Below are 23,425 nucleotides of genomic sequence, written 5' to 3'. Positions count from 1 at the left end.
CTACGCCATGCTGATGCCTGCCGCCCGGTAGATCGACTGAATGCACTGCATATCACGCAGTCCTTCTTCCCCGGGCGTGTCGGGCGTCCTGTTCTCAAGGATGCAGTGGCTGAAGTGATCGGCCTGAGCGATGAAGTGGCTAGGGTCATGCGCCGGATTGGTCTCATCGACGTTGACGACAGGCGTTCCCGGACTGCTGCGATAGCTGGCCCGCAGCCGCTGCCCCTCGTAATGAAAGGGAGCCACTTCCAGCCATCCCTTTGATCCAAAGACCTTGTAGTAGCCGGGCATCTGCGCGCCATAGGTGGTTACGCAGCTGGCGACCGCGCCGGAGGGGAAGCGCATGGTCCACGCCAGGTTCTCTTCCACACCCTGAAAGCGGCCGTCGTCCTTGTCAGGCGTAGTTGCCACCGCGGTATACGCCACCGGCTCCTCGCCGGTTATCGCTCGAGCGGCGTTCAGCGAATAGATCCCGACATCCATCATCGGTCCGCCGCCGCCGAGGGCGCGGGTCGAACGCCACTCCCCGGGAGCGATATTGAAACCGTTGGCGCTGTCGAAGGCCTGTATTTTGCCGAGAGCACCGGAGCGGATGAGCGCGATCGTCTTCAGCGTGATGGGCTCGTAATGCAGGCGATAGGCGATCATCAGCTTCACGTTCGCCGCCTTGCAGACTGCGATCATGTCCTCGGCTTCGGTGACGGAGACGGACATCGGCTTTTCACAGAGCACATGCTTGCCGGCTTTGGCTGAGCGAATGGTGTACTCGGCGTGCATGCTGTTGGGAAGACAAACGATGACAGCATCGATCGCCTTGTTGTCGCGGATGCGCTCAAGCTGGTCATAGCTGTAGATGGAAGTCTTCGGAACGCCGTACTGCGCGGCGAGCTTCTCCGCCTTGTCGCGATGGCCACTGACGAGGCCCGTGATGGTAGAGGTCGATCCCTGAGCGATGCCGCGCATATGGTGGTCGGCGATGCGTCCTAGTCCGATGATGCAGTAGCCGATCTTGCGTTGGCCCGTCTGTGCCAGTGCAGGGAGGGGGACTGTATGGGCTGCAAGGCCGAGTGCGGACAGGCGGGCAAACTCTCTGCGGGAAATCGTCATTCGCATCACTCCGAAGGTCGGTTTTGTAGCGCGATAAGAATAGACACATTTCTTTTAGAACGGCAAAAGGCCCCGGATCGCTCCGAGGCCTTTTGTCATTACGGCTAAAGCCGCATGTCGCTGGACGCTACGTCCTAGTACATGCCGTCCATACCGCCGCCGTGGTTGTGTCCGCCAGCCGGAGCTTCCTTCTTCTCCGGGATCTCGGAGATGATGGCCTCGGTGGTGAGCAGCAGACCGGAGATCGACGCCGCGTTCTGCAGGGCAGTGCGGGTGACCTTGGTCGGGTCGATGACGCCGGCCTTGACCAGGTCCTCGTAGGTGCCGGTTCCGGCGTTGTAGCCGAAGTTCGCATCCTTGGACTCCAGGATCTTGCCGATGACGACCGCGCCCTCTTCGCCAGCGTTCGAGACGATGGTACGCAGCGGCTCCTCAATCGCGCGACGGATGATCGAAGCACCGATCTTCTCGTCACCCTCAAGGGTCTTGATCAACGCTTCAACCGCAGGAACCGTACGGATCAGCGCAACGCCGCCGCCGGGGACGATACCCTCTTCGACAGCCGCGCGGGTCGCGTGCATTGCGTCCTCGACACGAGCCTTCTTCTCCTTCATCTCGGTCTCGGTAGCAGCGCCAACCTTGATGACGGCAACGCCGCCAACCAGCTTGGCAAGGCGCTCCTGCAGCTTCTCACGATCGTAGTCCGAGGTGGTCTTCTCGACCTGCGCGCGAATCTCCTTCACGCGGCCCTCGATCTCAGCACCCTTACCGCCGCCGTCGACGATGGTGGTGTTGTCCTTGTCGATGGTGACGCGCTTCGCGGTGCCCAGGTCCTCGATCTTCACCGACTCGAGCTTGATGCCGAGGTCTTCGGTGATGGCCTTGCCGCCGGTCAGGATTGCGATGTCCTGCAGCATGGCCTTGCGGCGATCGCCAAAGCCGGGAGCCTTGACGGCAGCGACGTTCAGCGTGCCACGCAGCTTGTTGACGACCAGGGTCGCCAGAGCCTCGCCGTCCACGTCCTCAGCGATGATGACGAGCGGCTTTGCCGTGCGTGCGATCTGCTCGAGCAGGGGCAGCAGGTCCTTCATCGACGAGATCTTCTTCTCGTAGATCAGGATGTAGGGGTTCTCGAGAGCAGCTTCCATGCGCTCTGCGTCGGTGACGAAGTAGGGCGACAGGTAACCGCGGTCGAACTGCATACCCTCGACCACGTCGAGCTGCGTCTCCATCGTGCGCGACTCTTCAACGGTGATCACGCCGTCCTTGCCGACCTTGTTCATGGCAGCGGCAATGATGGTGCCAATCTGCTCGTCGCTGTTGGCCGAGATGGTGCCGACCTGGGCGATCATGTCGCCAGAGACGGGCTTCGAGAACTTGCTCAGAGCGCCACCCTGGATCGCACCATGCTCGTCACGCTTGCCGATGATGGCCTCAACAGCCTTATCGATGCCGCGCTTCAGAGCGGTGGGGTTCGCACCGGCTGCAACCGTCTTCACGCCCTCGCGGAAGATCGCCTGTGCCAGAACTGTCGCGGTCGTCGTGCCGTCGCCGGCGATGTCGGAAGTCTTCGAAGCAACTTCCTTCACCAGCTGTGCGCCAACGTTGGCGATCGGATCGTTGATCTCGATCTCCTTGGCAACGGTCACGCCGTCCTTGGTGATCGTCGGAGAACCGAACTTCTTCTCGATAACGACGTTGCGGCCCTTCGGGCCGAGCGTCACCTTTACTGCGTCAGCGAGGACGTTGACGCCACGTAGGATCGCTTGACGCGAATCTTCTCCATGCAGAATCTGCTTTGCCATTGCTTACTCCTGTATTCGACTAAAAGCCGAATCGAAATTTTTGATGTTGCCTGGAAATACCGTGTGCCGCAGTCTTCATTCCAACCGGAAATGGCGCCGAAAGGCGCGTCTGCCGCACGCAGTGCTTACTTGAGGATGCCGAGGACTTCTTCTTCGCGCATGATGAGGAACTCTTCGCCATCGAGCTTGATCTCGGTGCCGGAGTACTTGCCGAAGAGAATCTGATCGCCAGCCTTGACGTCGAGCGGGAATACCTTGCCCTCGTCGTTCGACTTGCCCTTACCAACCGAAACGACCTCGCCCTGCTGGGGCTTTTCCTTAGCGGAGTCGGGGATGATGATGCCGCCACGAAGGGTCTCGCCCTCTTCGATGCGGCGGACCAGGATGCGATCGTGCAGCGGTGTAAATGTCTTCGCCATTGTTTCCATCTCCTCAGTTACGGATGTTCCGGGCAAGCAGAATCGCCCGGGGTTACTGCACACGGACAAAACCGCTGGGCTGTTTTCGCAGGAGCGGCTGCCGTAAGATTGTCTGGAATTGCCGGAGACGCAGACAGTACGTGAGACCACCTGCGGGTCAGTCTGTCAGGCACTTTAGCACTCAAGCCTTCCGATTGCTAACGATAGGCGAGTGTCGTTGGTACTGTCAACTCTTCCGCGTGAAATGTGAGTGAAAGTCGCGCAGGTTCGCCGGTCGAGCTTCTTGCGCCGTGCTAAGTGTATGAAAGTTAAAGGCTAGCGTCTGCGCAATACGTACAGGCAGCAGTAGCGTTTCAGGAACCAGGGACGAGGAGGCGGATGCAGCTTTTGCCCGGAAAGGCGTAAAATATGCGTCATGCTGCAGTCGCGCCGTTCCTTCTTCTCCCGCCTCGCCATGGTTTCAATCTCTACGCTGGTTGCTTCGACCTGCCTGCTTGCGCAGGACTCCCCTGCCAAGCATGGCCGCAAGTACAAGCCACCACCGGAGACCTCGAAGGTCACGGTGATGGTGACCAAGCACTCGAACGGTAAGCCGATCATGAACGCGGCGGTTGTCTTCAATCCCTTCGATAAGGATGGCCACGACATCGGCAATCTCGAAGTGAAGACCGATCCGGACGGCAAGGCGACCATCGACATTATTCCGACCGGGTCCAGGGTACGGGTGCAGGTCATCGCCACCGGCTTTGCCACGTTTGCGCAGGACTATCAGATCGACGATCCTTCGCACGACATCGCCGTCGCTATGCTTCGTCCGCAGGAACAGGTCTCATCCTATCTCGATAACTCAGGAAAAGCGTCTTCCCGCAAGGCTGGTGTACAGGAACCGATTCGTCCAAAGGCATCGGGCTCGACGACGAAGCCTGATGCCGGATCGAGCAACTCTTCGGGCAGCAGTTCCTCCGGAAGCAGCACAACGCCAGCTCCACAGCAGTAACTGCATCGTTATGTCGAATCGTCCCCTTGAAGGTAAGACTGCGCTTGTGACTGGAGCGGCCAAACGAATTGGCCGCTCGATCGCGCTTACGCTCGCGGAGCAGGGCGCGAACGTTGCGATCACCTATCTCAGCTCTCAGCGCGAGGCTGAGCAGACAGTTCGTGACCTCGCGGAGTTTGGCGGCGAGGCAATGGGAGTCCGCTGCGACCTGCGCGAGCCCGAAGCGATCGAGGCGATGGTCGAAGAGGTTGCAGCTGAACTTGGCGGGATCGACATTCTGGTCAATAACGCCGGCATGTTCGAGTCGATTGCTCTTGAGGAGATTACGCCGGAGCTGTGGGATCGCATGTTTGCGACGAACACGCGGGCACCGTTCCTGGTGGCTCGTGCGGCGCATTCTTATCTGAAGTCAGCGCGGGGCAGGATCGTAAACATTGGCTCGCTGGGTGGACAGCATCCCTGGGCGACACATGGCCACTACTGCACATCGAAGGCGGCGCTGCACATGCTCTCGGAGACGATGGCGAAGGCGTGGGCGCCGGAGATCAGCGTCAATTGCGTGGCGCCGGGCATGATCGTGAATGGCGAGGTTGAAGAGGCTTACGAGCACTTCGCACAGAAGACGCCGATGCAGCGGAACGGATCTGCTTCTGACGTCGCCTCGGCGGTGCTGTACTTCGCAACGGCGCCGCATTTCATCACCGGGCAGCTGCTGACTGTCGACGGCGGGCTCGGTCTCTAGATCAAAAGTTATCTGGCCTCGTCGATTTCCATGCCGAAGCGCGAGAGTTCGCGCTTCTGCAGGTTGTAGTCGATGAAGAAGCCGATGCCGATGGCCAGCGGGATAAGCCCGGCGGCGGCCCCTGAGAGGACGTCGCGTTCCTGCAGGATGGCAGTCAGCGCAATAAAGAAGATAATGAGGCCCACGCCTGTCGAGGTAAGAACAATCCCGGTGCGGCGAGCGATACTGAGGCTGCGCAGCGGGTCTTTGATAGGCTTTTCTTCTTCCCGTACTTTGCCGAGCACCTTTTCGATGTCGTCGATGGCCATGCCGCGGGCCAGCATAGCCATGCGTTGATCGGCGCGGATACGCTTGGTCTGCATGTCGGACCAGATGCCGCTTACGATGGCGACGATGGCGACGACGAAGGCGCCGAGTGGAATGATGAATGGACTGTGCAGGACTTCCATAAGCAAGACCTCCCTTGATGTCAGCGTTAGACAACGAGTGGGCATTTAAGTTTCAGTCATCGTATTGAAACTTTCGCGAGGGTCGGAGGTCTAACGCTTCCTGTGAGTTTGGATCTCAGCTTCGAGCAGGTGGTGCGTGAGAACCAGGCGATGGTCTTTCGCACGCTGTATCGGTTGACCGGCAGCCGCGAACATCTTGAGGACCTCGCGCAGGATGTCTTTCTGCGCCTCTACAAAGCGCTGCCGAGCTTTCGCGGCGATGCGCTGGTTTCGACCTATCTGTACAGAATTACGGTGAACGTGGCGCAGAACGAGTGGAAGCGGCGCAAGCGTTCGGATCGTCCGCTGGTTTCGATCTCAGAGGAGACCAGCATGTGGGAGGATCGCCTCGAACACCCGGACAGGAATGCGGAGCAACTGCTGGAGGAGAGCGAGTTTCGTGTGCTGGTCGAGGCGCAGTTGCAGGAGTTGAGCGCGATTGAGCGTACGGTGCTCGTGCTGTATCACCAGGAAGAGCGGACTTATGAGCAGATCGCGGCGGCGCTCAGCATGCCGATCGGAACGATCAGGACGCATCTGCATCGCGGACGAAAGAAGCTGCGGGAGCGTTTGCAGTCATCCAAGGAAGGGAGGGCGGTATGCGGGACGACAGTCTGGAGCCGATGACGGAGGAGAAGCTTCGTTTGATGGAGGAGCGCGCCTTCGACGAGCGTGTGATCTCTGTGCTGGAGAAAGGGCCAGATTTTACGGTCACAATTCCTGAAGACTTTGCGGCTCGTGTGGCGGCGAAGGCTCCGGTGAAGAGGCCTGTCTCGGTGCGAGCGACGAGCTATGGGCGGGCGTCGATGTGGATCGGTCTGGCGGCGCTGCTTGCGGTGTTGATGGCTGTTTCGGCCAGCCGCCTTGGTCAGACGATGGGGACGATGACGGTGGAATGTGTGCTGCTGGCGCAGTTTGTGGCGATTGTCGGCTGGTTGAGCGTCAGGCGCTGGCGCGAGGGGTAGACCTGTCTACGCCGGATTTTCCTTGTGGTCGCGGACCATGTTGAGGAAGAGCTGGTGGACGCGGCTATCGTGGCTGAGCTCGGGATGGAAGGTCGCGGCCAGGAGGTGGCCTTCGCGGACGAGGACGGGGTTCTCGTCGCGGGAGGCGAGGACTTCGACGGGAGCGCCGGTTCTGGTGATGCGGGGGGCGCGGATGAAGACCATCTCCAGCGGGCCGCCGGGGAGTTTGGATTCGGCGTGGAGAATGGCGGAGTCGATCTGGCGGCCGTAGGCGTTGCGTTCGACGGTGACGTCGAGCGCGCCGAGGGACTTCTGGGCAGGATTGGTGACGTCTTTGGCGAGAAGGATGACGCCGGCGCAGGTGCCGAAGGTGGGAACCTTGTGGACGAAGTCCTTGAGAAGGTCGAAGAAGCCGCGCTGCTCGAGGAACTTGAGCATGGTGGTGGATTCACCGCCGGGCATGATGAGGCCGTCGAGTCCTTTGAGCTCGGTGGGCAGGCGGACGAGACGGGGCGTAGCTCCGAGGGCAGCGATGGTTTTAGCGTGAGCGTCGTAGGCGCCCTGCAGGGCGAGGACTCCTATGATCGGTCCTTTGGTCGCTGTCTCGGTGCTGCTGGTGGTCATGACCCTCCCCTTGTTTTTGCGCAAAATCTTCGAACGATTGAACTTATTTCGACGGTTACCAAAGTGGTATGCCGCTCGCGGCTCTTCACGATGGAAGGCCCCACTTCCAGTATAGAGAAACGTGGAGATGAATCGGCATCCGGCAAGTGTCTTACTTTGATGAGCTTGCACTGGAATGAGGCTTGACAGCCTGTTTCTGTGGATGGGCATCGTTCCTATCGAATCCGGCGGACCACCAAACATATATTTCAAACGAACGCAGAAGCTCATCTCCGCTTCGGCTGGTCGAAGGATTCGAGCTTCGCTCGAATGCCCACTCATGCGATGAGACTGCATGAATGGGGCACCCGGCTTGTGACTCCGCTCGAAGACGAGCAAGGACTCCAATCAATTTTGCGGATGGGCATCGTTCCTATCGAATCCGACGGACCCACCAAACATATATTTCAAACGAACGCAGAAGCTCATCTCCGCTCCGGTTGGTGGGAGGGTTCGAGCTTCGCTCGAATGCCCACTCATGCGATGAGACTGCATGAATGGGGCACCCGGCTTGTGAGCGAAGCTTGACAGCCTGGTCCGGTGTTTTGGCGATCAGGTGAGGGATGCAGGCTTATTCGATCCCTGAGCTTCGGCGAGCTGGGCGCGGAGATTTTTTACCTCGGTCTCGAGGGACTGGATGCGTGCGAAGAGGGGTGTCTGCTTCAGCTCGTCGACGGTCCAGCGTTGGGGGATGTGCTGGGGACAGTTCCAGTCGAAGGCGGCGAGGTGGATGAGGACGACACGCTCGGGGCGGCCGCGGTCCGGGAGAGGGAGCTGATCCTTCCAGGCAGGGGCTTTGCCCCAGGGGATGACCTCAGTGGTACCGAGGATTTTGAGGCGGGCCTGGTGCGGGTAGTCCATCAGGAAGAGGGCGGCGCGAGGATTGGAGCGCAGGTTGCCGGTGCTGATGTACTGGCGGTTCCCGGTGACGTCGGCGTAGGCCAGGGTGTGATCGTCGACGACGTGCAGAAAGCCGACGGGTCCGCCGCGAAACTGGATATAGGGCCAGCCGGTTTCACCGACGGTGGAGAGGTAGAAGCCGTCGCGGCGGGAGATGAAGTCTTTTTCGAAGTCGCCGAGGGTGTCGTTGGGGGAGCCGCGCTCGGTGAGCTTCTCGTTGGCGGGACGGCTGCCCATCTCGCGCTGGACGTCTTTGACGTTGTCGGTGAAGGTGAGTGCGGAGAACTGGTGGGCCATGTTTCCTGGCCCCTTCCTGAAGCGGTGGACGCACGCTCTGAATATTGGAGACGAAGAAAGCCGGGAACGATTCAAGAATCATTCCCGGCGGGTTGTAACGAAGAGGTTGCGGACGGAATTACTGGTTGGACTTGGGTGCCGTCTTGGGGGTCGGGTTCAGGGTGGGCGGGGGCTGGGTCGCCGCGGGCTTGGTGCTCTGCACGAAGTCCTGCGCCAGCTTCTGCAGCTGCGGCTGCAGGGTGGTCATCTTGGCCTGCACCAGCTGCATGCTCTGCGCGGAGAGCTCGGGGCTCTTGGTGAGCATGCTCTGCCCGGCGGGGGACTTGTAGAAGGAGAGGATGGCGTCCAGCTCGGGCTCGGTGTAGGTCTTGGCGTAGAGGTCGACGTATTCAGGTCCAAGAACCTTCCAGCCGATCTGGGCTTCGGTGGCCTGCTTCAGCTGCAGCTCGAAGGCATCGAACTTTGCCTTGGAGTCGGGCGGAACCTGGCCGCCGAAGAGCTGCTGCGGCATGGCCGCGGCCTGCTTCATGATGTTGCCTTCAATCTGCTGGCTGACCCGCTCTGTGTGCAGCATGGTCAACATCTCCTGCGCCTTGACACGCTTGGAAGCTTCGTCGGCGTGTGCTGCGGTGAATGAAGCGCAGAGAACGAGGGGGAGGAGAGCGATTCGACGCATAATGACCAACCTGTGTAGTTGTTTTTTTGAGTTAAAGAACATCGCCAGCACTACACATCGTGCTGGCGACAAGAATCTATAAGATTCTAACTTTTCTGGCGGATTTTAGAAGGGGGAACTCGAATTAAGTCCTGGATCTCCGGGATCTTAAAAAGAACCCAACGCTAAGTCCTATCCATTGCAACGTTCGTGTCATCCGCTCCGGAATCCGGGCTTCGTACGGCCGAACATTATCAAGCGCCCGGCTTGCGGCATGGGCCGGATTTCGGGCTGCAAAAGATTGCAGCCCGAGTCGTTTACCAGCCGCGGGTCTGCATCAGCTGTGCTTCTTCGATGGCAGCTGCGGCGAGTCCCTTCATGGAGCCGATGACCAGTTCGGAGGCCTCGGCGACGATCTTGGGATCGTTGAAGTGGGTGGTTGCGATGACGATGGCCTTGGCGCGGGAGACGGCCTCTTCGCGCTCGAGGGGGTTGTTCTCCACATCAAGCGGCGTTGCCCGCTCCTTCATGAAGATGCCGGAGCCGACGAAGACGGTCTCGGCGCCGAGCTGCATCATGAGGGCGGCGTCGGCGGGGGTGGCGATGCCGCCGGCGGAGAAGTTGGGCACGGGGAGCTTGCCCGCCTTGGCAACCATGCGGACCAGGTCGTAAGGGGCCTGAAGATTCTTGGCCGCGGCGTAGAGCTCGTCATCGGAGAGGACGGTGAGGGCCTTCATCTCGCGGACGATGGTGCGCATGTGGGTGACGGCGTGGACGACGTCGCCGGTGCCGGGCTCACCCTTGGTGCGGATCATGGCCGCGCCTTCGGTGATGCGGCGGAGGGCCTCGCCGAGGTTCTTGGCGCCGCAGACGAAGGGGGTGGTGAAGGCGTGCTTGTCGATGTGGTGCGCTTCGTCGGCAGGGGTGAGGACCTCGGACTCGTCGATGAAGTCGACGCCGAGGGTCTGGAGCACCTGGGCTTCGGCGAAGTGGCCGATGCGTGCCTTGGCCATGACGGGGATGGAGACGGCGCCGATGATCTGTTTGATGAGCTTGGGATTGGCCATGCGGGCGACGCCGCCTTCGGCGCGGATCATGGCGGGGACGCGCTCGAGCGCCATAACGGAGATGGCGCCGGCCTCTTCAGCGATGCGCGCCTGCTCGACGTTCATGACGTCCATGATGACTCCACCCTTGAGCATCTCGGCGAGGCCGGTCTTGAGGCGAAGGGTGGAGGATCCGAAGTTGCCGTTCGAGGTGTGGTCAGCCATGACAGTTTCTCCTTGGAGCAGCGCGGAACCTGTTGGGATGTGCAGGATTTGCCGCGGGAGGCTTCAGTTTATCAGTTTTGTTGACGCAGGATGAAGGCCCTGGGTGGAGGTTAATGGCTGGGGAACGCGGCGCGAGGTTTTGCAGAGAATTCAAATGGCGTTTATGTGGCTGGAGCGGCGTGGGCGCAAGGTGGGCAGAGGGAGCGGTGCAGCTCCCGAGAGGTGGTCGCATGAGCGCTGAACTGACGATCGTGATTCCGGCGAAGAACGAACGGGAGACGCTGCCGCGTCTGCTGGAATCGTTGACCAGGCAGGACTACGAGGGGATGTGCGAGACGAGGGTGATCGTCGCGGATGCGAAGTCGACGGACGGCACGGTGGAGGCGGCGCTGAGCTTTCGCGGCAGGCTGGCGGTTGAGGTGATCGAGGGCGGGCTGCCGTCGGTGGGACGGAACGCGGGGGCACGGCTGGCGACGACACCGTATGTGCTGTTTCTGGATGCCGATGTGGAGCTGCCGGAACCTACGCTGCTGCGGCGGGCGTTGTGGCGGATGCGAAGGAGACGGCTGCACCTGGCGACGACGAATATCTCGTGCAGGGAGGGGAGCGTCTTCGACGACGCGCTGTATGCGGGGAACAACTTTATGCAGTATGTGGGCTCGCTGCTGAAGCCGTTTGCGACGGGGATGTTTATGCTGTTCGACCGGGAGGCGTTCTGGCAGCTGGGTGGGTTCAATGAGCGGGCGCTGTTTGCGGAGGACTACCTGTTGTCGAAGGGCGTGGCGCGGGTGCGGTTCCGGATCGTGCGTGGCGGGGTGGTCACGACGAATCGGCGGTTTCAGAAGCTGGGGCATGGTCGCATGGTCTGGATGTTCTTCAAGACGATGCTGCACAGCTGGAACGACAAGTACTTTCTGAAGGACCAGGGGTATTGGGAGGAGTCGGAGGTCTAGGCTGTCTCTTCGGTTGGGGGTGTGAGGCCGGCAGCGGCGAGGAGTTTTTCGTCGATGGCGATGAAGAGGCCCTGGGCTTCGGCGAGCACGGTGCCGTTGGCGAGGGTGATCTCGGCGCGGTGGAAGAGCTTGCGGCCTTCGCGGCGAAGGTGGTGTCCGGTGACGGTGAGGGGCTGGTTGAGGGGCACGGGACGCCGGTAGTCGATCTGCATGTTGCGGGTGACGGCGATGAGGCCGAGCGGGCGGTTGAGCTTGCTCATGGCCTCGTCGAGCAACGTGGCGATGATGCCGCCGTGCAGGTAGCCGGGTGGGCCTTCGTAGCGTCGGTCGAAGGTAGCCTGCGCGGAGGCGGTGGGCCTGGCGTTTGTGCCGGTGTCGACGGTAAAGGTGAGATGGAGGCCGCTGGGGTTGTCGGGGCCGCAGCCGAAGCAGTGGTTGGCGCGCTTGTCGAGCGTGGACAGCGCGGTGGCGTGTGAGGTGGTGGTTGTAGTTTCCGGGGATGTGGCCATCTTCTGGAGGGACGGCAGATGACGGGAGAAAGATGCCTGACGGTTGGCGTGAGGCGTCGTGATCTGCGAGGATGACCTTCGTCGGAGGATGTGTTCATGAGGGGATGGAGAGCGTGGCTGTTCGCAGCCATGACGGTAGGCCTGACGGCGGGAGCGAAGGCCGCAGAGAACGATGCGCGTGTCGTTCTGGTGATGACGGACGGGATGCGTTGGCAGGAGATCTTTCGCGGCGCCGATGAGAGTCTGCTGACCAAGGAGCGTTACTACAACGGTCGCAGCGTGGACGAGTTGAAGACGAAGTACCTGGCGGCGACGCCGGACGAGAGGCGACAGAAGTTGATGCCGTTTCTGTGGAGCACGTTTATTCCGCAGGGGCAGATTTACGGCGACCGCGATGCCGGATCGGAGGCGTCGGTGACGAATGGGTTCAACTTTTCGTATCCGGGATATAACGAGACGCTGACGGGGCACGGCGATTCGCGGATCGATTCGAACGACGACAAGCCGAACCCGAACCTGACGGTGCTGGCGTGGGTGGCGAAGCAGCCGGGGTTCCAGGGCAAGGTAGCGGCCTTCGGAGCATGGCATGTGATCGCCAACGTGGTGAACCCGGAGATGTGCATGGCCTGCATGGTGAACGCGGGCTATGATCCGGTGGCGATGTCTCCGATGACGAGGGAGATGAAGATCCTGAACGACGTCAAGGCGAACTCGCCCAGAGGGTGGGAGGACGAGGCGTACGACGCTCCCGTGTTTGAGTCGGCGATGGAGTACATACGGATCAAGAAGCCGAGGGTGATCTTCCTGTCGCTGGGGGAGACGGACGAGTGGGCGCATGCTGGCAACTATGGCGAGTACCTGGAGGCGTCGCATCGCGTGGATGGTTATCTAAAGCGCATGTGGGAGACGCTGCAGGCGATGCCGGAGTACAAGGGCAAGACGACGATGATCTTCATGGTGGACCACGGACGCGGTTCGGCTCCGGAGGAGTGGAAGTCGCATGGGCAGAAGGTGCCGGAGTCGAAGTCGATCTTTATGGGCTTTACCGGGCATGGCGTGCCTGCGGTGGGCGTCGAAAAGAACGTGGCACCGGTGACGCAATCGCAGGCGGCGGCGACGCTGGCGAAGTACCTGGGGCTGGATTGGGATGCGGCGGAGAAGCAGGCTGGAAAGCCGATCGATGCGGCGGTGAAGTAACTCAGGCGATACAGAGCTCGATGATGGCGGGGCCGAAGCGCTCTGCCTTGTCGAGGGTGAGGCCTTCGATTTTGCGGAGATCGGCCAGCGTCTGCGGGCGGGCGAGGACGATGTTGCGCAGGGCGGAGCTGCCGAGGACGAAGAACTGCGGCAGACCGAGGCGCTCGGCTTCGCTGGTGCGCCATTGGCGTAGTTTTTGATCGAGGGACTGCTGGGTAGGGGAGAGATCTGCCTCTGGCGCTTTTTGTGTCGGGGCGACTGGCCGCGTGAACTGCTGCGGACGCGGGGCACTCTCGGCGGTGCGAGCAAAATGCGGGGGTTCCTCGGCTGCGCTTCGCTTCGCTCGGAAGGACACATCTTTATCTTGCGATGAGGCGTTTTGCTTCGCGAAGGGCAGGTCTTTGCTGCGAGAGGGTGGCGGGGTTGTGGAGCTGCGTGAGGAGGCGGCTTTGCGTTCGGGTTCGGCTTTGCGCTGAGTCGCGTTCGCAGAAGGCTCAGTGCCGCGGCAGAGGGCGATGATCTCTGCGCCGTAGCGGTCGGCTTTTTCGGGGCCGATGCCGTTGACGGTGAGGAGCTCGTTGATGGTCTGCGGGGCGGCGATGACGATGTTGGTGAGGACGGCGTCGCCGAAGATGATGAAGGCGGGCTTGCCGGTCTTGGCGGCCTCGGCCTTGCGCCAGTCGCGGAGGCCTTTTTCGAGGGTCTGCTGGGCTGGAGTCAGAGGTGGAGAAGCAGGTCTCTCCGCTCCGCTGCGCTCCGGTCGAGATGACAGATGTTTCGATGAGGAAGAGGAACGGCCGTTGCGTTTCCGCGAGCTGGAGGCAGTGACGGCGCTGTCGGTGAGGTGTACGCCGAGCGGATCGCCGGCCTCGATGTTGCGGCCTTCGTAGGTGAGGCCGGCACGCTTGAAGTTGATGGTGTCGCCTTCGGCGTTGGTGAAGCTGTCCTGTGTGAGCGAGACGAGACCGGCGCGGGTGAGGGCGTTGAGATAGGCGTCGAACTGGCGCCGGTCGACACCGAGGGCGAGGTCGGAGTGGAGCTTGCCGGTGGCGCGCGGGGACTGGCCGTCGAGGGTGCGCAGGATGGCGCGAAGGTGGCGGTCTTCCTGGGAGCTGGGTTCGCGAAAGGTCTGCGCGGTGGCGCGCTCGGGGGAACAGAAGTCGCAGTGACCGCAGGGGCGGAGGCCGTCTTCGGTGTCGCCGAAGTGCTGGATGAGTGCGCTCATGCGGCACTGCGGGGTCTCGGCGAAGCGGGCCATCATGTCGATCTGTGAGCGGCGGAAGGAGAGCTGACGATCGTAGCCGGATTGCCAGCTCTTGTTCTCGCCGGCGCGAAGGTTTCCGGCGATGTCGAAGGCGGCGGCGGACTGGGCGACGAGCTTTTCGGCGGTGCGTTCGAAGGTCTCGAGGTCCATGCGGAGCTTCTTGCGCAGCGCTTCGGGCTCCTGGAACTCTTCGGAGAGGACGCGGGCGAGGCGGGCGAGCTCGGTGGGCTCGGGGTAGTCGCGCTCGAGGAAGAAGTCGTGCATCTTGCGATCGGCGAAGGAGTGCAGGAGCACGGTGCGGGAGGGGTTGCCGTCGCGTCCGGCGCGGCCGATCTCCTGGTAGTAGGCCTCGACGGAGCCGGGAAGGGCGATGTGGACGACGGTGCGGACGTCGGCTTTATCGATGCCCATGCCGAAGGCGATGGTGGCGACGACGACCTCGAGGTTACCGCCGAGGAAGTGACGCTGGATGCGCTCGCGTGTGGCTGGCTCGAGACCGGCGTGGTAGGCGGCGGCACCGCGACCAAGTTGCGAGGCAAGCTCTTCGGCGGCCTTGCGCGATGGGGCGTAGACGATGGCGGGGCGGCTCTCGGAGGCCTTGAGCAGGTTGACGGTGAACTGGCTGCGCTGCGGCTTCGACATCTCGACGACCTCGATGGCGAGGTTGTGGCGGCGGAAGCCGTGGATGAAGAGTGCAGGGTCTGAGAGGCGTAGCTGTGCGGCGATGTCCTTCTGCACGGTGGGGGTGGCGGTGGCGGTGAGGGCGATGACGGGCGCGGGGCGCAGCGCGGGCAGGTGGTCGCCGAGGGTGCGGTAGTCGGGGCGGAAGTCGTGGCCCCATTGCGAGATGCAGTGGGCTTCGTCGATGGCGATGAGGGCAGGCTTGCGTTTGGCGAGCATCTCGGGGAAGCCGGGAACGCGCATGCGCTCGGGTGCGATGAAGAGGAACTGGAGGTCGCCGGAGAGGTAGTCGCGGCAGGCCTGGCGGGATTCGTCGCGGGAGAGGCCGGAGTGGATGCGGGCGACTTTGAGGCCGAGGGCGGAGAGCTTGGCGGCCTGATCGTCCATCAGAGCGATGAGCGGGGAGATGACGAGGGCGGTGCCTCCTCGGGCGATGGCGGGGAGCTGGTAGCAGAGAGATTTGCCCGCACCGGTGGGCATGACGAGCAGCACGTCGCGGCCGTCAGAGGCGGCGCGGCAGACGGCCTCCTGATTGGCACGAAAGCCGGGGAAGCCGAAGACCTGGTGAAGCAGCTGAGAGAGGTCCTGGGGACGAGGTGCGGAGTGCATGGGCCTTGGGTCATCTTCGCATATTGTTTGCCTGCGGGTGGGCCGGGGAATCCGTGAAGGCAATTAGAGGCAGGCCGGGGAAGGAAGGGACGGTGTGTGGACTGATCTGCTCGTTCTTTGTCAGAATCCGAGCAGGCGTGAGGAGAATCTGATAGTCGTACAGGACAGGAGGCTCGAAATGCTCTGGGTTGTGGTGGCTGTTGTTCTGATTGCTGTGGTCTTCGGCGCGGTGAGCGCGAAGAGAGCGAAGGATGCCCGCGAGTACAGGGAGAACACGATCGATGCGGATGCGCTACGGGCTCTGCTGGAGCAGCAGGCTTCGGTGAAGCTGTTCGACGTGCGTCAGCCGCTGGACCTGCTGGCGTACTCGGAGATGATTCCAGGGGCGCTGCGGCTGCCGCCGAAGCAGGTGGAAGCCGATCCGGCGTTGATTCCGCGGGATACGGACGTTGTCCTGTACTGCACATGCGACGGGCAGAAGACGAGCCTTGAGATTGTGCGCAAGGCAAAGGATCTGGGCTACTCGCGTCTGAAGGTGCTGCACGGCGGGCTGGCGGCGTGGAAGGCGAAGGGATATCCGGTGGAGGTGTACCGCGAAGCTTTCCGTTTAGATACAGCGGTATGACCGTGACGGTATGATGGCTGCACGGAAGATCGCTGCAGTCTGAATACAGACACGGGAGTGTTGGTTTGAACAGATTTGCGAGGTTTGGCGGGGCGGTGCTACTGGCGCTGCTGGCGGGGACGGCAGTTGCGCAGACGGCGAAGGCGGATGACAAGCCAGCAGCCAAGGAAGCCAAGGACGATGCCGGGATTCCGATTCCTCCTGAGACAAACACCACGACCAAGCACGACCTGACGGTTGGCGGGCGGACGATCCACTACACGGCGACCGCCGGGAATCTGCTGATTCGGGACGAGCAGGGCAAGGCGAACGCGAGCCTCTTCTACGTGGCCTACACGGAGGATGGCGTCGATGCCAGGAACCGGCCGGTGACGTTCTTCTACAACGGCGGGCCGGGTGCGGCGACGATCTGGCTGCACATGGGGTCGTTTGGGCCGGTGCGGGTGGTGACGCAGGCTCCGGAGGCGACGGCTCCCGCGCCTTACAGCTATGTGCCGAACGAGCACAGCCTGCTGGACAAGAGCGACCTGGTGTTTATCGACGCGCCAATGTGCGGCTTCTCGCGGGCGGTGGGCAAGGGAACGATCAAGGACTTTGCCGGAACCGATCAGGACATCGCGGCGTTCCGGAAGTTTATCGAGCGGTACATTACGGCGAATCAGCGCTGGAGTTCGCCGAAGTTCCTGTTTGGCGAGTCGTATGGGACGACGCGGTCGGCTGGCCTGGTGGCGGCTCTTCAGAACGATGGCGTGTCGTTCAATGGCGTGGTGCTGCTGTCGTCGATTCTCAACTACAGCATTCGAAATCCAGGCTATGACATAGAAAATATTGGGTATTTCCCGTCGTATGCCGCTATCGCCTACTACTACAAGAAGGTCAAGGCTCCGGGGTCGCTGGCGGAATGGGTGCAGCAGGCGAGAGAGTTTGCCCGGGGGCCGTATGCCCAGGCGCTGGCGCAGGGGGACCGGATCTCGAAGGCGGAGCTGGATTCGGTGGCGGCGAAAGTGGCAGCATTTACCGGTTTGAATGTGAATTATGTGAAGGAAGCGCGGCTGCGGATCTCTGCGTCCCGGTTCCGCAAGGAGCTGATGCGTGGGGATGACCGGACGCTGGGCCGCTACGATGCCCGGTTCCTGGGCTGGGATGTGGATGAGGCAGGAGAGACGCCGGGGTACGATCCATCGGATACAGGGATCAGCGGGGCGTTTGTCGGGGCGTTCCATGACTACCTGGAACGGGAGTTGAAGTACATGAGCCAGGAGACGTACTACACGTCGGGGCCGGGGGTGAACGGCGCCTGGGACTTCAAGCACAAGCCCTCGGGCGGGCAGGGAGGCCGGGGGGACCAGGCGAACCCGGATACGGCGATGGACCTCGCGGATGCGATGCGAAAGAATCCGAAGCTGAAGGTGTTTTCGGCGAATGGGTACTTCGACCTGGCGACACCGTTCTTTGCGACGGAGTATGACCTGAGCCATATGAGCCTGCCGGAGCCGCTGGTGGGGAATGTGAGTTTTGGGTACTATCCGGCGGGCCACATGGTGTATCTGAATGTGGAAGCGCTGCGTGAGCTGAAGGCCGATATGGTGAAGTTTTATGCCTCGGCCCAGCACAACTGAAGCATTGAAAGAGTTTGCGCGGAGTGCACCTTTCCTGGTTAAGGAACACGGTATACCGTGAAGGCGAAACCCTTGATTTTCAAGGGAAAATGGCCTAAACTGTAAGGCGTGGTCTTGTTCTCTCCCCCGACCATTTCGGGTAGGACATCATCTAGGAAGAGGTAACTGTTAACCTATGGCAAAGCGTCGTGGAAATCCGAATTGGGGTAAGCCGGAACCTATTGGACCGGTTGTCCCAACGGTGACATCGTTTGAGCAGGTTGTGAAGGAGTTCAAGCTGACCCCGGACCAGTACATCCGGTCGACCAGATTGCGTGAGTGGGCTCGGCGGAACAAGAATTCGAAGTATATCCCTGAGGCGCTGCTTGAGGCCTGGGGCTTCGAGATCGAGTCAACACTCTAAACTGTAGACTTCCTGAGTAGAGATTTCTGAAAGAGATGCCGTCCAGATGGGCGGCATCTCTTTTTGCGTCGAACGTATGATGAAGTGAGTCGAAAGAGACAGATACAACGGCCGGGCCCGGATGCCTGCCGGAGAGGGTTGAACGACGATGTTTGCGAATGTAAAAGACGCGATTGCGGCGATTCGGGCGGGCAAGATGGTCGTCGTGGTCGATGACGAGGACCGCGAGAACGAAGGCGATCTGACGCTGGCGGCGGAGTTTGTGACGCCGGAGGCGATCAATTTCATGGCCAAGTACGGTCGCGGACTGATCTGCCTGACGCTGACGGAGGACCGTGCCGATTATCTGCGGCTGGGGCCGATGACGCAGGACAACACGTCGCGGTTCGGGACAGCCTTTACGGAGACCATCGAGGCGCGAGAGGGCGTGACGACGGGTATCTCGGCTGCAGACCGTGCGCATACGATTCGTGTGGCGATCGATCCGAAGTCGACGGCGCAGGACCTGGCGCGGCCGGGACATGTGTTTCCGCTGCGGGCGCGCAAGGGCGGTGTCCTGGTGCGCGCGGGACAGACCGAGGCGTCGGTGGACCTGGCACGCATGGCCGGGCTGGTTCCTGCGGGGGTGATCTGCGAGATCATGAACGACGACGGCACGATGGCGAGGGTGCCGGACCTGGTGACGTTCTGCCAGGAGCACGATCTGCTGATGGTGACGGTGGCCGACCTGATCCGCTACCGGCTGCAGAACGAGCGCTACATCCATCGCGTGGCGGAGTCGGTGATGCCGACCCAGCATGGCGAGTTTCGCATGATTGCGTACGAGAGCGAGGTACAGGGCGGTGAGTCGCACGTTGCGCTGGTGTACGGCGATGTGACGGGGGACGAGCCGGTGCTGGTGCGCGTGCATACGCACTGCCTGGCGGGGGATGTCTTCGGGACGACGTTATGCGATTGCAGGGAGGTGGTGGCGGGGGCGCTGGAGAAGATTGCGCGGGCCGGACGCGGCGCGTTGCTGTATCTGCATAACGGTGGCGCTGGATTCGGGATCGACCGCGGCGTAACGCCGCACCGCGTGGTGCTGCATCGCGAGCAGAGGGCGAAGGATTCGACCGAGGAGAAGAGCCAGAGAACGCTGCGCCAGGTTGGTCTGGGCGGGCAGATTCTCTCTGACCTTGGCATTCATAAGATCCGACTGCTGACCAACACGCCGACCCACGTACCTGCGCTGCAGGGCTTCGGAATCGAGATTGTGGAGCAGGTTCCGGTTACGGAGACACGGACGGTCGTGCGGTAAATTTTTCAGGGGATGATGGAGGAGCGGCGGCAGATTTTCTGCCGCCGCTCTGTGTTTAAGGAAATTGCTTTTTGATTGCCTTACAGCCTTTCTTGAGTGGCCGGGGAGGCGCTGAGAAGGTGGCTGAATCCGCGCTGCTGCATCTGGTTGAGGAAGAGATCGTGGTCTGTGTACTGGATGGCCTGCATGCCGGAAGCCTGGGCGGCGGCGATGTTCTCGGGCTTGTCGTCGATGAAGAGGATGTTGGCGGCCGGGGTCTCGAGTCCGCGCGCGGCTGCTTCGTAGATGGCGATCTCGGGTTTGGCGAGCAGGAGACGGTAGGACCAGGTGTGATGGTCGAAGCCGGAGAGCCATTCGAGCTTGCGGAGCAGGCCATCGGTCATGGCATCGCCGATGTTGGAGAGGATGCCGGTGCGGATGCCTGAGTCCTGCAGCTTCTGCGCCCACTCGATCATTGGCGTGTTGGGGATGGTCCAGAGCTCGACGTCGGCGTCGATGAGCTGCTCGATCTGGGAGGCGTCGAAGGAGACACCGGCGCTCTCTGCGACCCTGGGCCAGTAGTCGGCGGCGTTGAGCTCGCCGCGGTCGTAGGCGTGGCGGTAGGCCCAGTAGCCGTGTTCAAAGGCCTGCTGTCCGAGGCCGGAGACATCGAGCATGCGCTGCCACTGGCTGGGATCGGGGGGAGCGGAGAGGACCATGCCGTAGTCGAAGAGGATGGCGTGAACAGGTGCAGTCTGATTGGAAGTCATGGGTTGATGCCATTGTAGGGCTATCGCAGGGGAGGCGTGGTCACCGCTACATGAAGAAAAGCGTCGAGCCGATTACGGCGGCTCGACGCTTTTTCTGTTGGGGGAGGGCTGCGGTTGGGTTGCGGGTTGACGGTTTGATTAGTGAGCGTTCATCGCGGTGGTCGGTGCGCCAGACTGATCCATGTTGGTCATCAGCTTGACTTCGACGCGACGATTCTTGGCACGGCCTGCGGAGGTTGCATCGGTCGCAACCTGCTGATCCTTGCCGATGCCGATCAGGTAGAACTTGTGGGGAGCGATGCCATACTTGGTCGCCAGGTAGTTGACGACGGCGTCGGCGCGACGCTGGCTGAGGCCGTAGTTGTAGTTCGCGTCGCCGGTGGAGTCGGTGCCGCCGGTGACGGCCAGGATATAGCTGCGCTTGTCGGCGAGGCCGGCGGCGAAGTCATCGAGGGTCTTCTTGTCGTTGGCGGTGAGGGCAGACTTATCGAAGCCGAAGGTCACGCTGACATCGCCGATGGACTTGTAGTTGTCGAGGTTGGCGATGACGCCGTTGAGCGTGTCGACACGGTTGTAGGCTTCCTGCGCGGAGCGGCCTGCGGTGTCTGCGGACTGGCCTGCTGCCATGGCGTGCTGGTCGGCGGTATCAGCCGCACCCTGTGCCTTGGCGATGCCCTTCTGGGCGCGGTCGTCGGTGTCGACGATGGTGCGGTGATCGGAGGCTGTCTTGGCGTCGAGGTTGTTGGTCTGGTTGACCAGGGGAGCGGTCTGCGACTTGACGTAATTCTTGCTGGAGCAGCCGGTGGTAAAGGTGAGCAGAAGGGCTCCGGCGATGGCCGCAGTGGCCAATGAACCGGGCTTGATGATAGAAGCTACTGCAAGTTCCGTGCGCTGGGTGGAGCTCATTTGCGTCATCTCCTCTTATGTTGCAGCGACCTGCTTGATGCAGATGAACTGTCAACTACATCATGTTGAGATGCAATCGTTGTGCCAAATGCTTTTTGCTTGTAAGTGGTTGCATATAAATTGGTTATCTTTTGATGATTTTTAGGGCCTGTCGTTGGGGTTGGGGCGGCACCTGGAACTTTTGTTGCAGATTTGCGTCAAATCTACCCGGGCAACCCGGCGACGAAAACACGAATAGACTGGTGAGGTAAGTGCACACTCCGCCGTCACTTGCGTTTCCGCGGCCTAAAGAAAACTGCTATGGACCTGCACCAGAAGATACGAACGCTTCCCACCTCTCCCGGCTGCTACCTGTACAAGAACGCCGAGGGAGAGGTGATCTATGTCGGCAAGGCCAAGAACCTGCGGGCGAGGGTGCGGTCGTATTTTCTGGAGGCGTCGCAGGCGAACGCGAAGACCGGCACGCTGATGCGCGAGGCCGTCGATGTGGACTACATCACGGTGGCCAATGAGCACGAGGCGCTGGCACTTGAGAACAACCTGATCAAGCAGCGCAAGCCGCGCTTCAACATCCTGCTGCGGGACGACAAGACATATCCATACATCAAGCTGACGATGGGGGACCGCTACCCGAAGGTGTTTGTGACGCGCAAGCTGCGCAAGGACGGCAGCGCATACTTCGGCCCGTACTTTCCGGGGAACCTGGCTTACCGGCTGGTGGACCTGATCCATCGCAGCTTTCTTATTCCGAGCTGCAAGGTGGATCTGTCGCGTTATCATCCGCGGGCCTGCCTGCAGTACTACATCAAGCGCTGCCTGGGGCCGTGCGTCGAGGGGCTGACGACGCCGGAAGACTACCGGCAGGCGATTCGGGATGTGCAGTTGTTTCTCGAAGGGCGTCCGGGGGAGCTGGAGCGTCGTCTGACGGAGCGAATGCAGGAGGCGGCTGCAGCAGAGCAGTATGAGATGGCGGCGCGCCTGCGGGATCAGGTGACGACGGTCCACCAGATGCTGGACAAGCAGAGGATTGCGACGGCGGAGAACGAAGATGCCGATGTCTTCGGCTTTCATTATGAGAACGAGATGCTGGCGGTGAATCTGTTTCATATGCGCTCGGGCAAGATCGTGGACCGTCGCGATTTTTTCTGGGAGGATCTGCCGGACCTTGCGAACCTGGGCGATGTCGCGGAGGAGAGTGATGAGGAAGAGAGTTCGTCGATGGAGCCCGATCCTCGCGTCTCCGCACCGGAGGCTGGAGAGGGAGCAGCGGCGATGCAGCATGGCGCAGTGTCCGAGCCGGGAGTTCCGTTCAGTCCGTCCGGATTTTTCTCGGCTCTGCTGAAGCAGCTGTATCTGGACCAGGGGTATGTGCCGCGATCCATCCTGGTGCCGGTGGACTTTCCGGATCGCGCGGTGCTGACGGAGCTGCTGGCAGAGAGAACGGGGCATCGCGTAGAGATCGCCGCTCCACAACGCGGCGAGAAGCGTTCGCTGGTGGATCTAGTGGGGCAGAATGCGAAGCAGTCATTCGATCAGCGGTTCCGTGTGCTGCAGCCTTCGCAGAAGATGATCGCGGAGGCGTTGCAGGATGCGCTGATGCTGGAGGAGACGCCGAAGCGGATCGAGTGCTTCGATATCTCGCATATCCAGGGAGCGGAGACGGTTGCTTCGATGGTGGTGTGGGAAGACGGCGCGATGAAGAAGTCAGACTACCGCAAGTTCCAGGTGAAGACGGTGACGGGCGTGGATGACTTTGCTTCGATGCGCGAGATTATCCATCGCCGGTACAAGCGCCTGCTGGAGGAGAAGAAGCCGTTTCCTTCGCTGATTCTGATCGACGGTGGCCTGGGACAGCTGCACGCAGCGGCGGATGCGTTGAATGAGATTGGCGTGACGCTGCAGCCTTTGGCGTCGATTGCGAAACGAGAGGAAGTGATCTACGTGTACGGGCAGGAGAATGATCCTGTGGTGCTGGATCGTCGATCGCCGGTGCTGCACCTGGTGCAGAAGATCCGCGATGAGAGCCATCGGTTTGCGATCAATTATCACCGCAAGCGCCGCGAGATGCGCGACCGCGACTCGGAGCTGCTGGCGATTCCGGGAGTGGGGCCGCGGACGAGGCAGCGTCTGCTGGAGCACTTCGGAAGTTTGCGCGGGATTCGACAGGCGTCGCCAGATGCGTTGACGGCGGTGGTGAATGCAGCGACTGCGGAACGTATCCGTGGCTACTTCGAGCAGGAGAGCCGCGCGGTGCTGCCGGTGTGGCCGCAGGAGCCGTAGCGGGAGACGAGTGTCAGCATGCAG

The 23,425-nt window shown here is 61.4% G+C and carries 23 protein-coding genes; 11 read left to right on the top strand and 12 right to left on the bottom strand.

What is annotated here, in order from left to right; genetic code table 11:
- The 3 genes from PW789_RS02655 to groES form a co-directional block, all read right to left on the bottom strand.
- Complete coding sequence (locus PW789_RS02655) at positions 1 to 1,107, bottom strand: Gfo/Idh/MocA family oxidoreductase (RefSeq protein ID WP_299370936.1); 1,107 nt, start codon at positions 1,105 to 1,107, stop codon at positions 1 to 3.
- Positions 1,108 to 1,241: 134 nt separating this feature from the next.
- Positions 1,242 to 2,912 (bottom strand): chaperonin GroEL, encoded by a 1,671-nt coding sequence (gene groL / locus PW789_RS02650; protein ID WP_299370934.1) that lies wholly within the window; start codon positions 2,910 to 2,912, stop codon positions 1,242 to 1,244.
- 125 nt (positions 2,913 to 3,037) lie between these two features.
- Positions 3,038 to 3,331: a co-chaperone GroES gene (gene groES / locus PW789_RS02645; RefSeq protein ID WP_299370932.1), complete on the bottom strand. Its 294-nt coding sequence runs from the start codon at positions 3,329 to 3,331 to the stop codon at positions 3,038 to 3,040.
- 415 nt (positions 3,332 to 3,746) lie between these two features.
- Between groES and PW789_RS02640 the strand changes: the two genes are divergently transcribed.
- The gene (locus PW789_RS02640; RefSeq protein ID WP_299370930.1) at positions 3,747 to 4,328 is read left to right on the top strand and encodes a carboxypeptidase-like regulatory domain-containing protein; all 582 of its coding nucleotides are present in this window, start codon (positions 3,747 to 3,749) and stop codon (positions 4,326 to 4,328) included.
- A 10-nt stretch (positions 4,329 to 4,338) separates the two neighbouring features.
- Positions 4,339 to 5,070, top strand: coding sequence for an SDR family oxidoreductase (locus PW789_RS02635; protein ID WP_299370928.1), 732 nt, complete (start codon positions 4,339 to 4,341; stop codon positions 5,068 to 5,070).
- Between the two features lie 8 nt (positions 5,071 to 5,078).
- Here PW789_RS02635 and PW789_RS02630 read toward each other — a convergent pair whose 3' ends face one another.
- Entirely contained in the window at positions 5,079 to 5,519 is a 441-nt protein-coding gene (locus PW789_RS02630) for a DUF6249 domain-containing protein (protein ID WP_299370926.1), read from the bottom strand.
- Between the two features lie 102 nt (positions 5,520 to 5,621).
- Between PW789_RS02630 and PW789_RS02625 the strand changes: the two genes are divergently transcribed.
- Together PW789_RS02625 and PW789_RS02620 are read left to right on the top strand one after the other, a co-directional pair.
- Positions 5,622 to 6,185 carry a sigma-70 family RNA polymerase sigma factor gene (locus PW789_RS02625; protein ID WP_299370924.1) on the top strand — a complete coding sequence of 188 codons (564 nt, stop codon included), beginning with the start codon at positions 5,622 to 5,624 and terminating at the stop codon, positions 6,183 to 6,185.
- Positions 6,158 to 6,523: a hypothetical protein gene (locus PW789_RS02620; protein ID WP_299370922.1), complete on the top strand. Its 366-nt coding sequence runs from the start codon at positions 6,158 to 6,160 to the stop codon at positions 6,521 to 6,523. Before PW789_RS02625 ends, PW789_RS02620 begins: the two co-directional genes overlap by 28 nt.
- A 6-nt stretch (positions 6,524 to 6,529) precedes the next feature.
- Here the strand turns inward: PW789_RS02620 and pdxT are convergent, their stop codons facing one another.
- The 4 genes from pdxT to pdxS all read right to left on the bottom strand — a co-directional run bounded on the left by pdxT (position 6,530) and on the right by pdxS (position 10,309).
- Positions 6,530 to 7,147, bottom strand: coding sequence for a pyridoxal 5'-phosphate synthase glutaminase subunit PdxT (gene pdxT, locus PW789_RS02615; protein WP_299370920.1), 618 nt, complete (start codon positions 7,145 to 7,147; stop codon positions 6,530 to 6,532).
- A 591-nt stretch (positions 7,148 to 7,738) separates the two neighbouring features.
- Complete coding sequence (locus PW789_RS02610; RefSeq protein WP_299370918.1) at positions 7,739 to 8,383, bottom strand: pyridoxamine 5'-phosphate oxidase family protein; 645 nt, start codon at positions 8,381 to 8,383, stop codon at positions 7,739 to 7,741.
- Between the two features lie 118 nt (positions 8,384 to 8,501).
- Positions 8,502 to 8,957, bottom strand: coding sequence for a DUF2059 domain-containing protein (locus tag PW789_RS02605; RefSeq protein ID WP_299370916.1), 456 nt, complete (start codon positions 8,955 to 8,957; stop codon positions 8,502 to 8,504).
- Positions 8,958 to 9,355: 398 nt separating this feature from the next.
- A complete protein-coding gene (pdxS, locus tag PW789_RS02600; RefSeq protein WP_299370914.1) occupies positions 9,356 to 10,309 on the bottom strand; it encodes a pyridoxal 5'-phosphate synthase lyase subunit PdxS in 954 nt (317 codons plus the stop codon).
- Between the two features lie 230 nt (positions 10,310 to 10,539).
- Here pdxS and PW789_RS02595 point away from each other — a divergent pair, with 230 nt between their 5' ends.
- Positions 10,540 to 11,262 (top strand): glycosyltransferase, encoded by a 723-nt coding sequence (locus PW789_RS02595; RefSeq protein WP_299370912.1) that lies wholly within the window; start codon positions 10,540 to 10,542, stop codon positions 11,260 to 11,262.
- Here the strand turns inward: PW789_RS02595 and PW789_RS02590 are convergent.
- The gene (locus PW789_RS02590; RefSeq protein WP_299370910.1) at positions 11,259 to 11,771 is read right to left on the bottom strand and encodes a PaaI family thioesterase; all 513 of its coding nucleotides are present in this window, start codon (positions 11,769 to 11,771) and stop codon (positions 11,259 to 11,261) included. The two genes, PW789_RS02595 and PW789_RS02590, sit on opposite strands and share 4 nt — an antisense overlap.
- Positions 11,772 to 11,867: 96 nt before the next feature.
- Between PW789_RS02590 and PW789_RS02585 the strand changes: the two genes are divergently transcribed.
- Positions 11,868 to 12,968: an alkaline phosphatase family protein gene (locus PW789_RS02585; protein WP_299370908.1), complete on the top strand. Its 1,101-nt coding sequence runs from the start codon at positions 11,868 to 11,870 to the stop codon at positions 12,966 to 12,968.
- Position 12,969: 1 nt separating this feature from the next.
- Here the strand turns inward: PW789_RS02585 and PW789_RS02580 are convergent, their stop codons facing one another.
- On the bottom strand, positions 12,970 to 15,522 hold the full coding sequence (locus tag PW789_RS02580; RefSeq protein WP_299370906.1) for a RecQ family ATP-dependent DNA helicase: 2,553 nt from the start codon (positions 15,520 to 15,522) through the stop codon (positions 12,970 to 12,972).
- 178 nt (positions 15,523 to 15,700) lie between these two features.
- On the opposite strand from PW789_RS02580, the gene PW789_RS02575 reads away from it, so the two are divergent.
- From PW789_RS02575 to ribB, 4 genes are all read left to right on the top strand, one after another.
- Positions 15,701 to 16,147, top strand: a complete 447-nt coding sequence (locus PW789_RS02575) for a rhodanese-like domain-containing protein (protein ID WP_299370904.1) — start codon at positions 15,701 to 15,703, stop codon at positions 16,145 to 16,147.
- Positions 16,148 to 16,212: 65 nt separating this feature from the next.
- Positions 16,213 to 17,766 carry a peptidase S10 gene (locus PW789_RS02570; protein WP_299370902.1) on the top strand — a complete coding sequence of 518 codons (1,554 nt, stop codon included), beginning with the start codon at positions 16,213 to 16,215 and terminating at the stop codon, positions 17,764 to 17,766.
- Between the two features lie 175 nt (positions 17,767 to 17,941).
- Positions 17,942 to 18,169, top strand: a complete 228-nt coding sequence (locus tag PW789_RS02565) for a hypothetical protein (RefSeq protein ID WP_020713518.1) — start codon at positions 17,942 to 17,944, stop codon at positions 18,167 to 18,169.
- A gap of 148 nt (positions 18,170 to 18,317) precedes the next feature.
- Positions 18,318 to 19,466, top strand: coding sequence for a 3,4-dihydroxy-2-butanone-4-phosphate synthase (ribB, locus tag PW789_RS02560; protein WP_299370890.1), 1,149 nt, complete (start codon positions 18,318 to 18,320; stop codon positions 19,464 to 19,466).
- An 80-nt stretch (positions 19,467 to 19,546) separates the two neighbouring features.
- Here ribB and PW789_RS02555 read toward each other — a convergent pair whose 3' ends face one another.
- Together PW789_RS02555 and PW789_RS02550 are read right to left on the bottom strand one after the other, a co-directional pair.
- Positions 19,547 to 20,215 carry an HAD family phosphatase gene (locus PW789_RS02555; RefSeq protein ID WP_299370888.1) on the bottom strand — a complete coding sequence of 223 codons (669 nt, stop codon included), beginning with the start codon at positions 20,213 to 20,215 and terminating at the stop codon, positions 19,547 to 19,549.
- Positions 20,216 to 20,353: 138 nt separating this feature from the next.
- Positions 20,354 to 21,121, bottom strand: coding sequence for an OmpA family protein (locus PW789_RS02550; protein ID WP_299370886.1), 768 nt, complete (start codon positions 21,119 to 21,121; stop codon positions 20,354 to 20,356).
- Between the two features lie 300 nt (positions 21,122 to 21,421).
- Between PW789_RS02550 and uvrC the strand changes: the two genes are divergently transcribed.
- On the top strand, positions 21,422 to 23,401 hold the full coding sequence (gene uvrC / locus PW789_RS02545; protein WP_299370884.1) for an excinuclease ABC subunit UvrC: 1,980 nt from the start codon (positions 21,422 to 21,424) through the stop codon (positions 23,399 to 23,401).
- Positions 23,402 to 23,425 lie beyond the last annotated feature (24 nt).

The organism is Edaphobacter sp. (genome assembly GCF_028283685.1).
GTDB lineage: Bacteria > Acidobacteriota > Terriglobia > Terriglobales > Acidobacteriaceae > Edaphobacter.
This window is presented reverse-complemented; position numbering and strand designations above follow the sequence as displayed.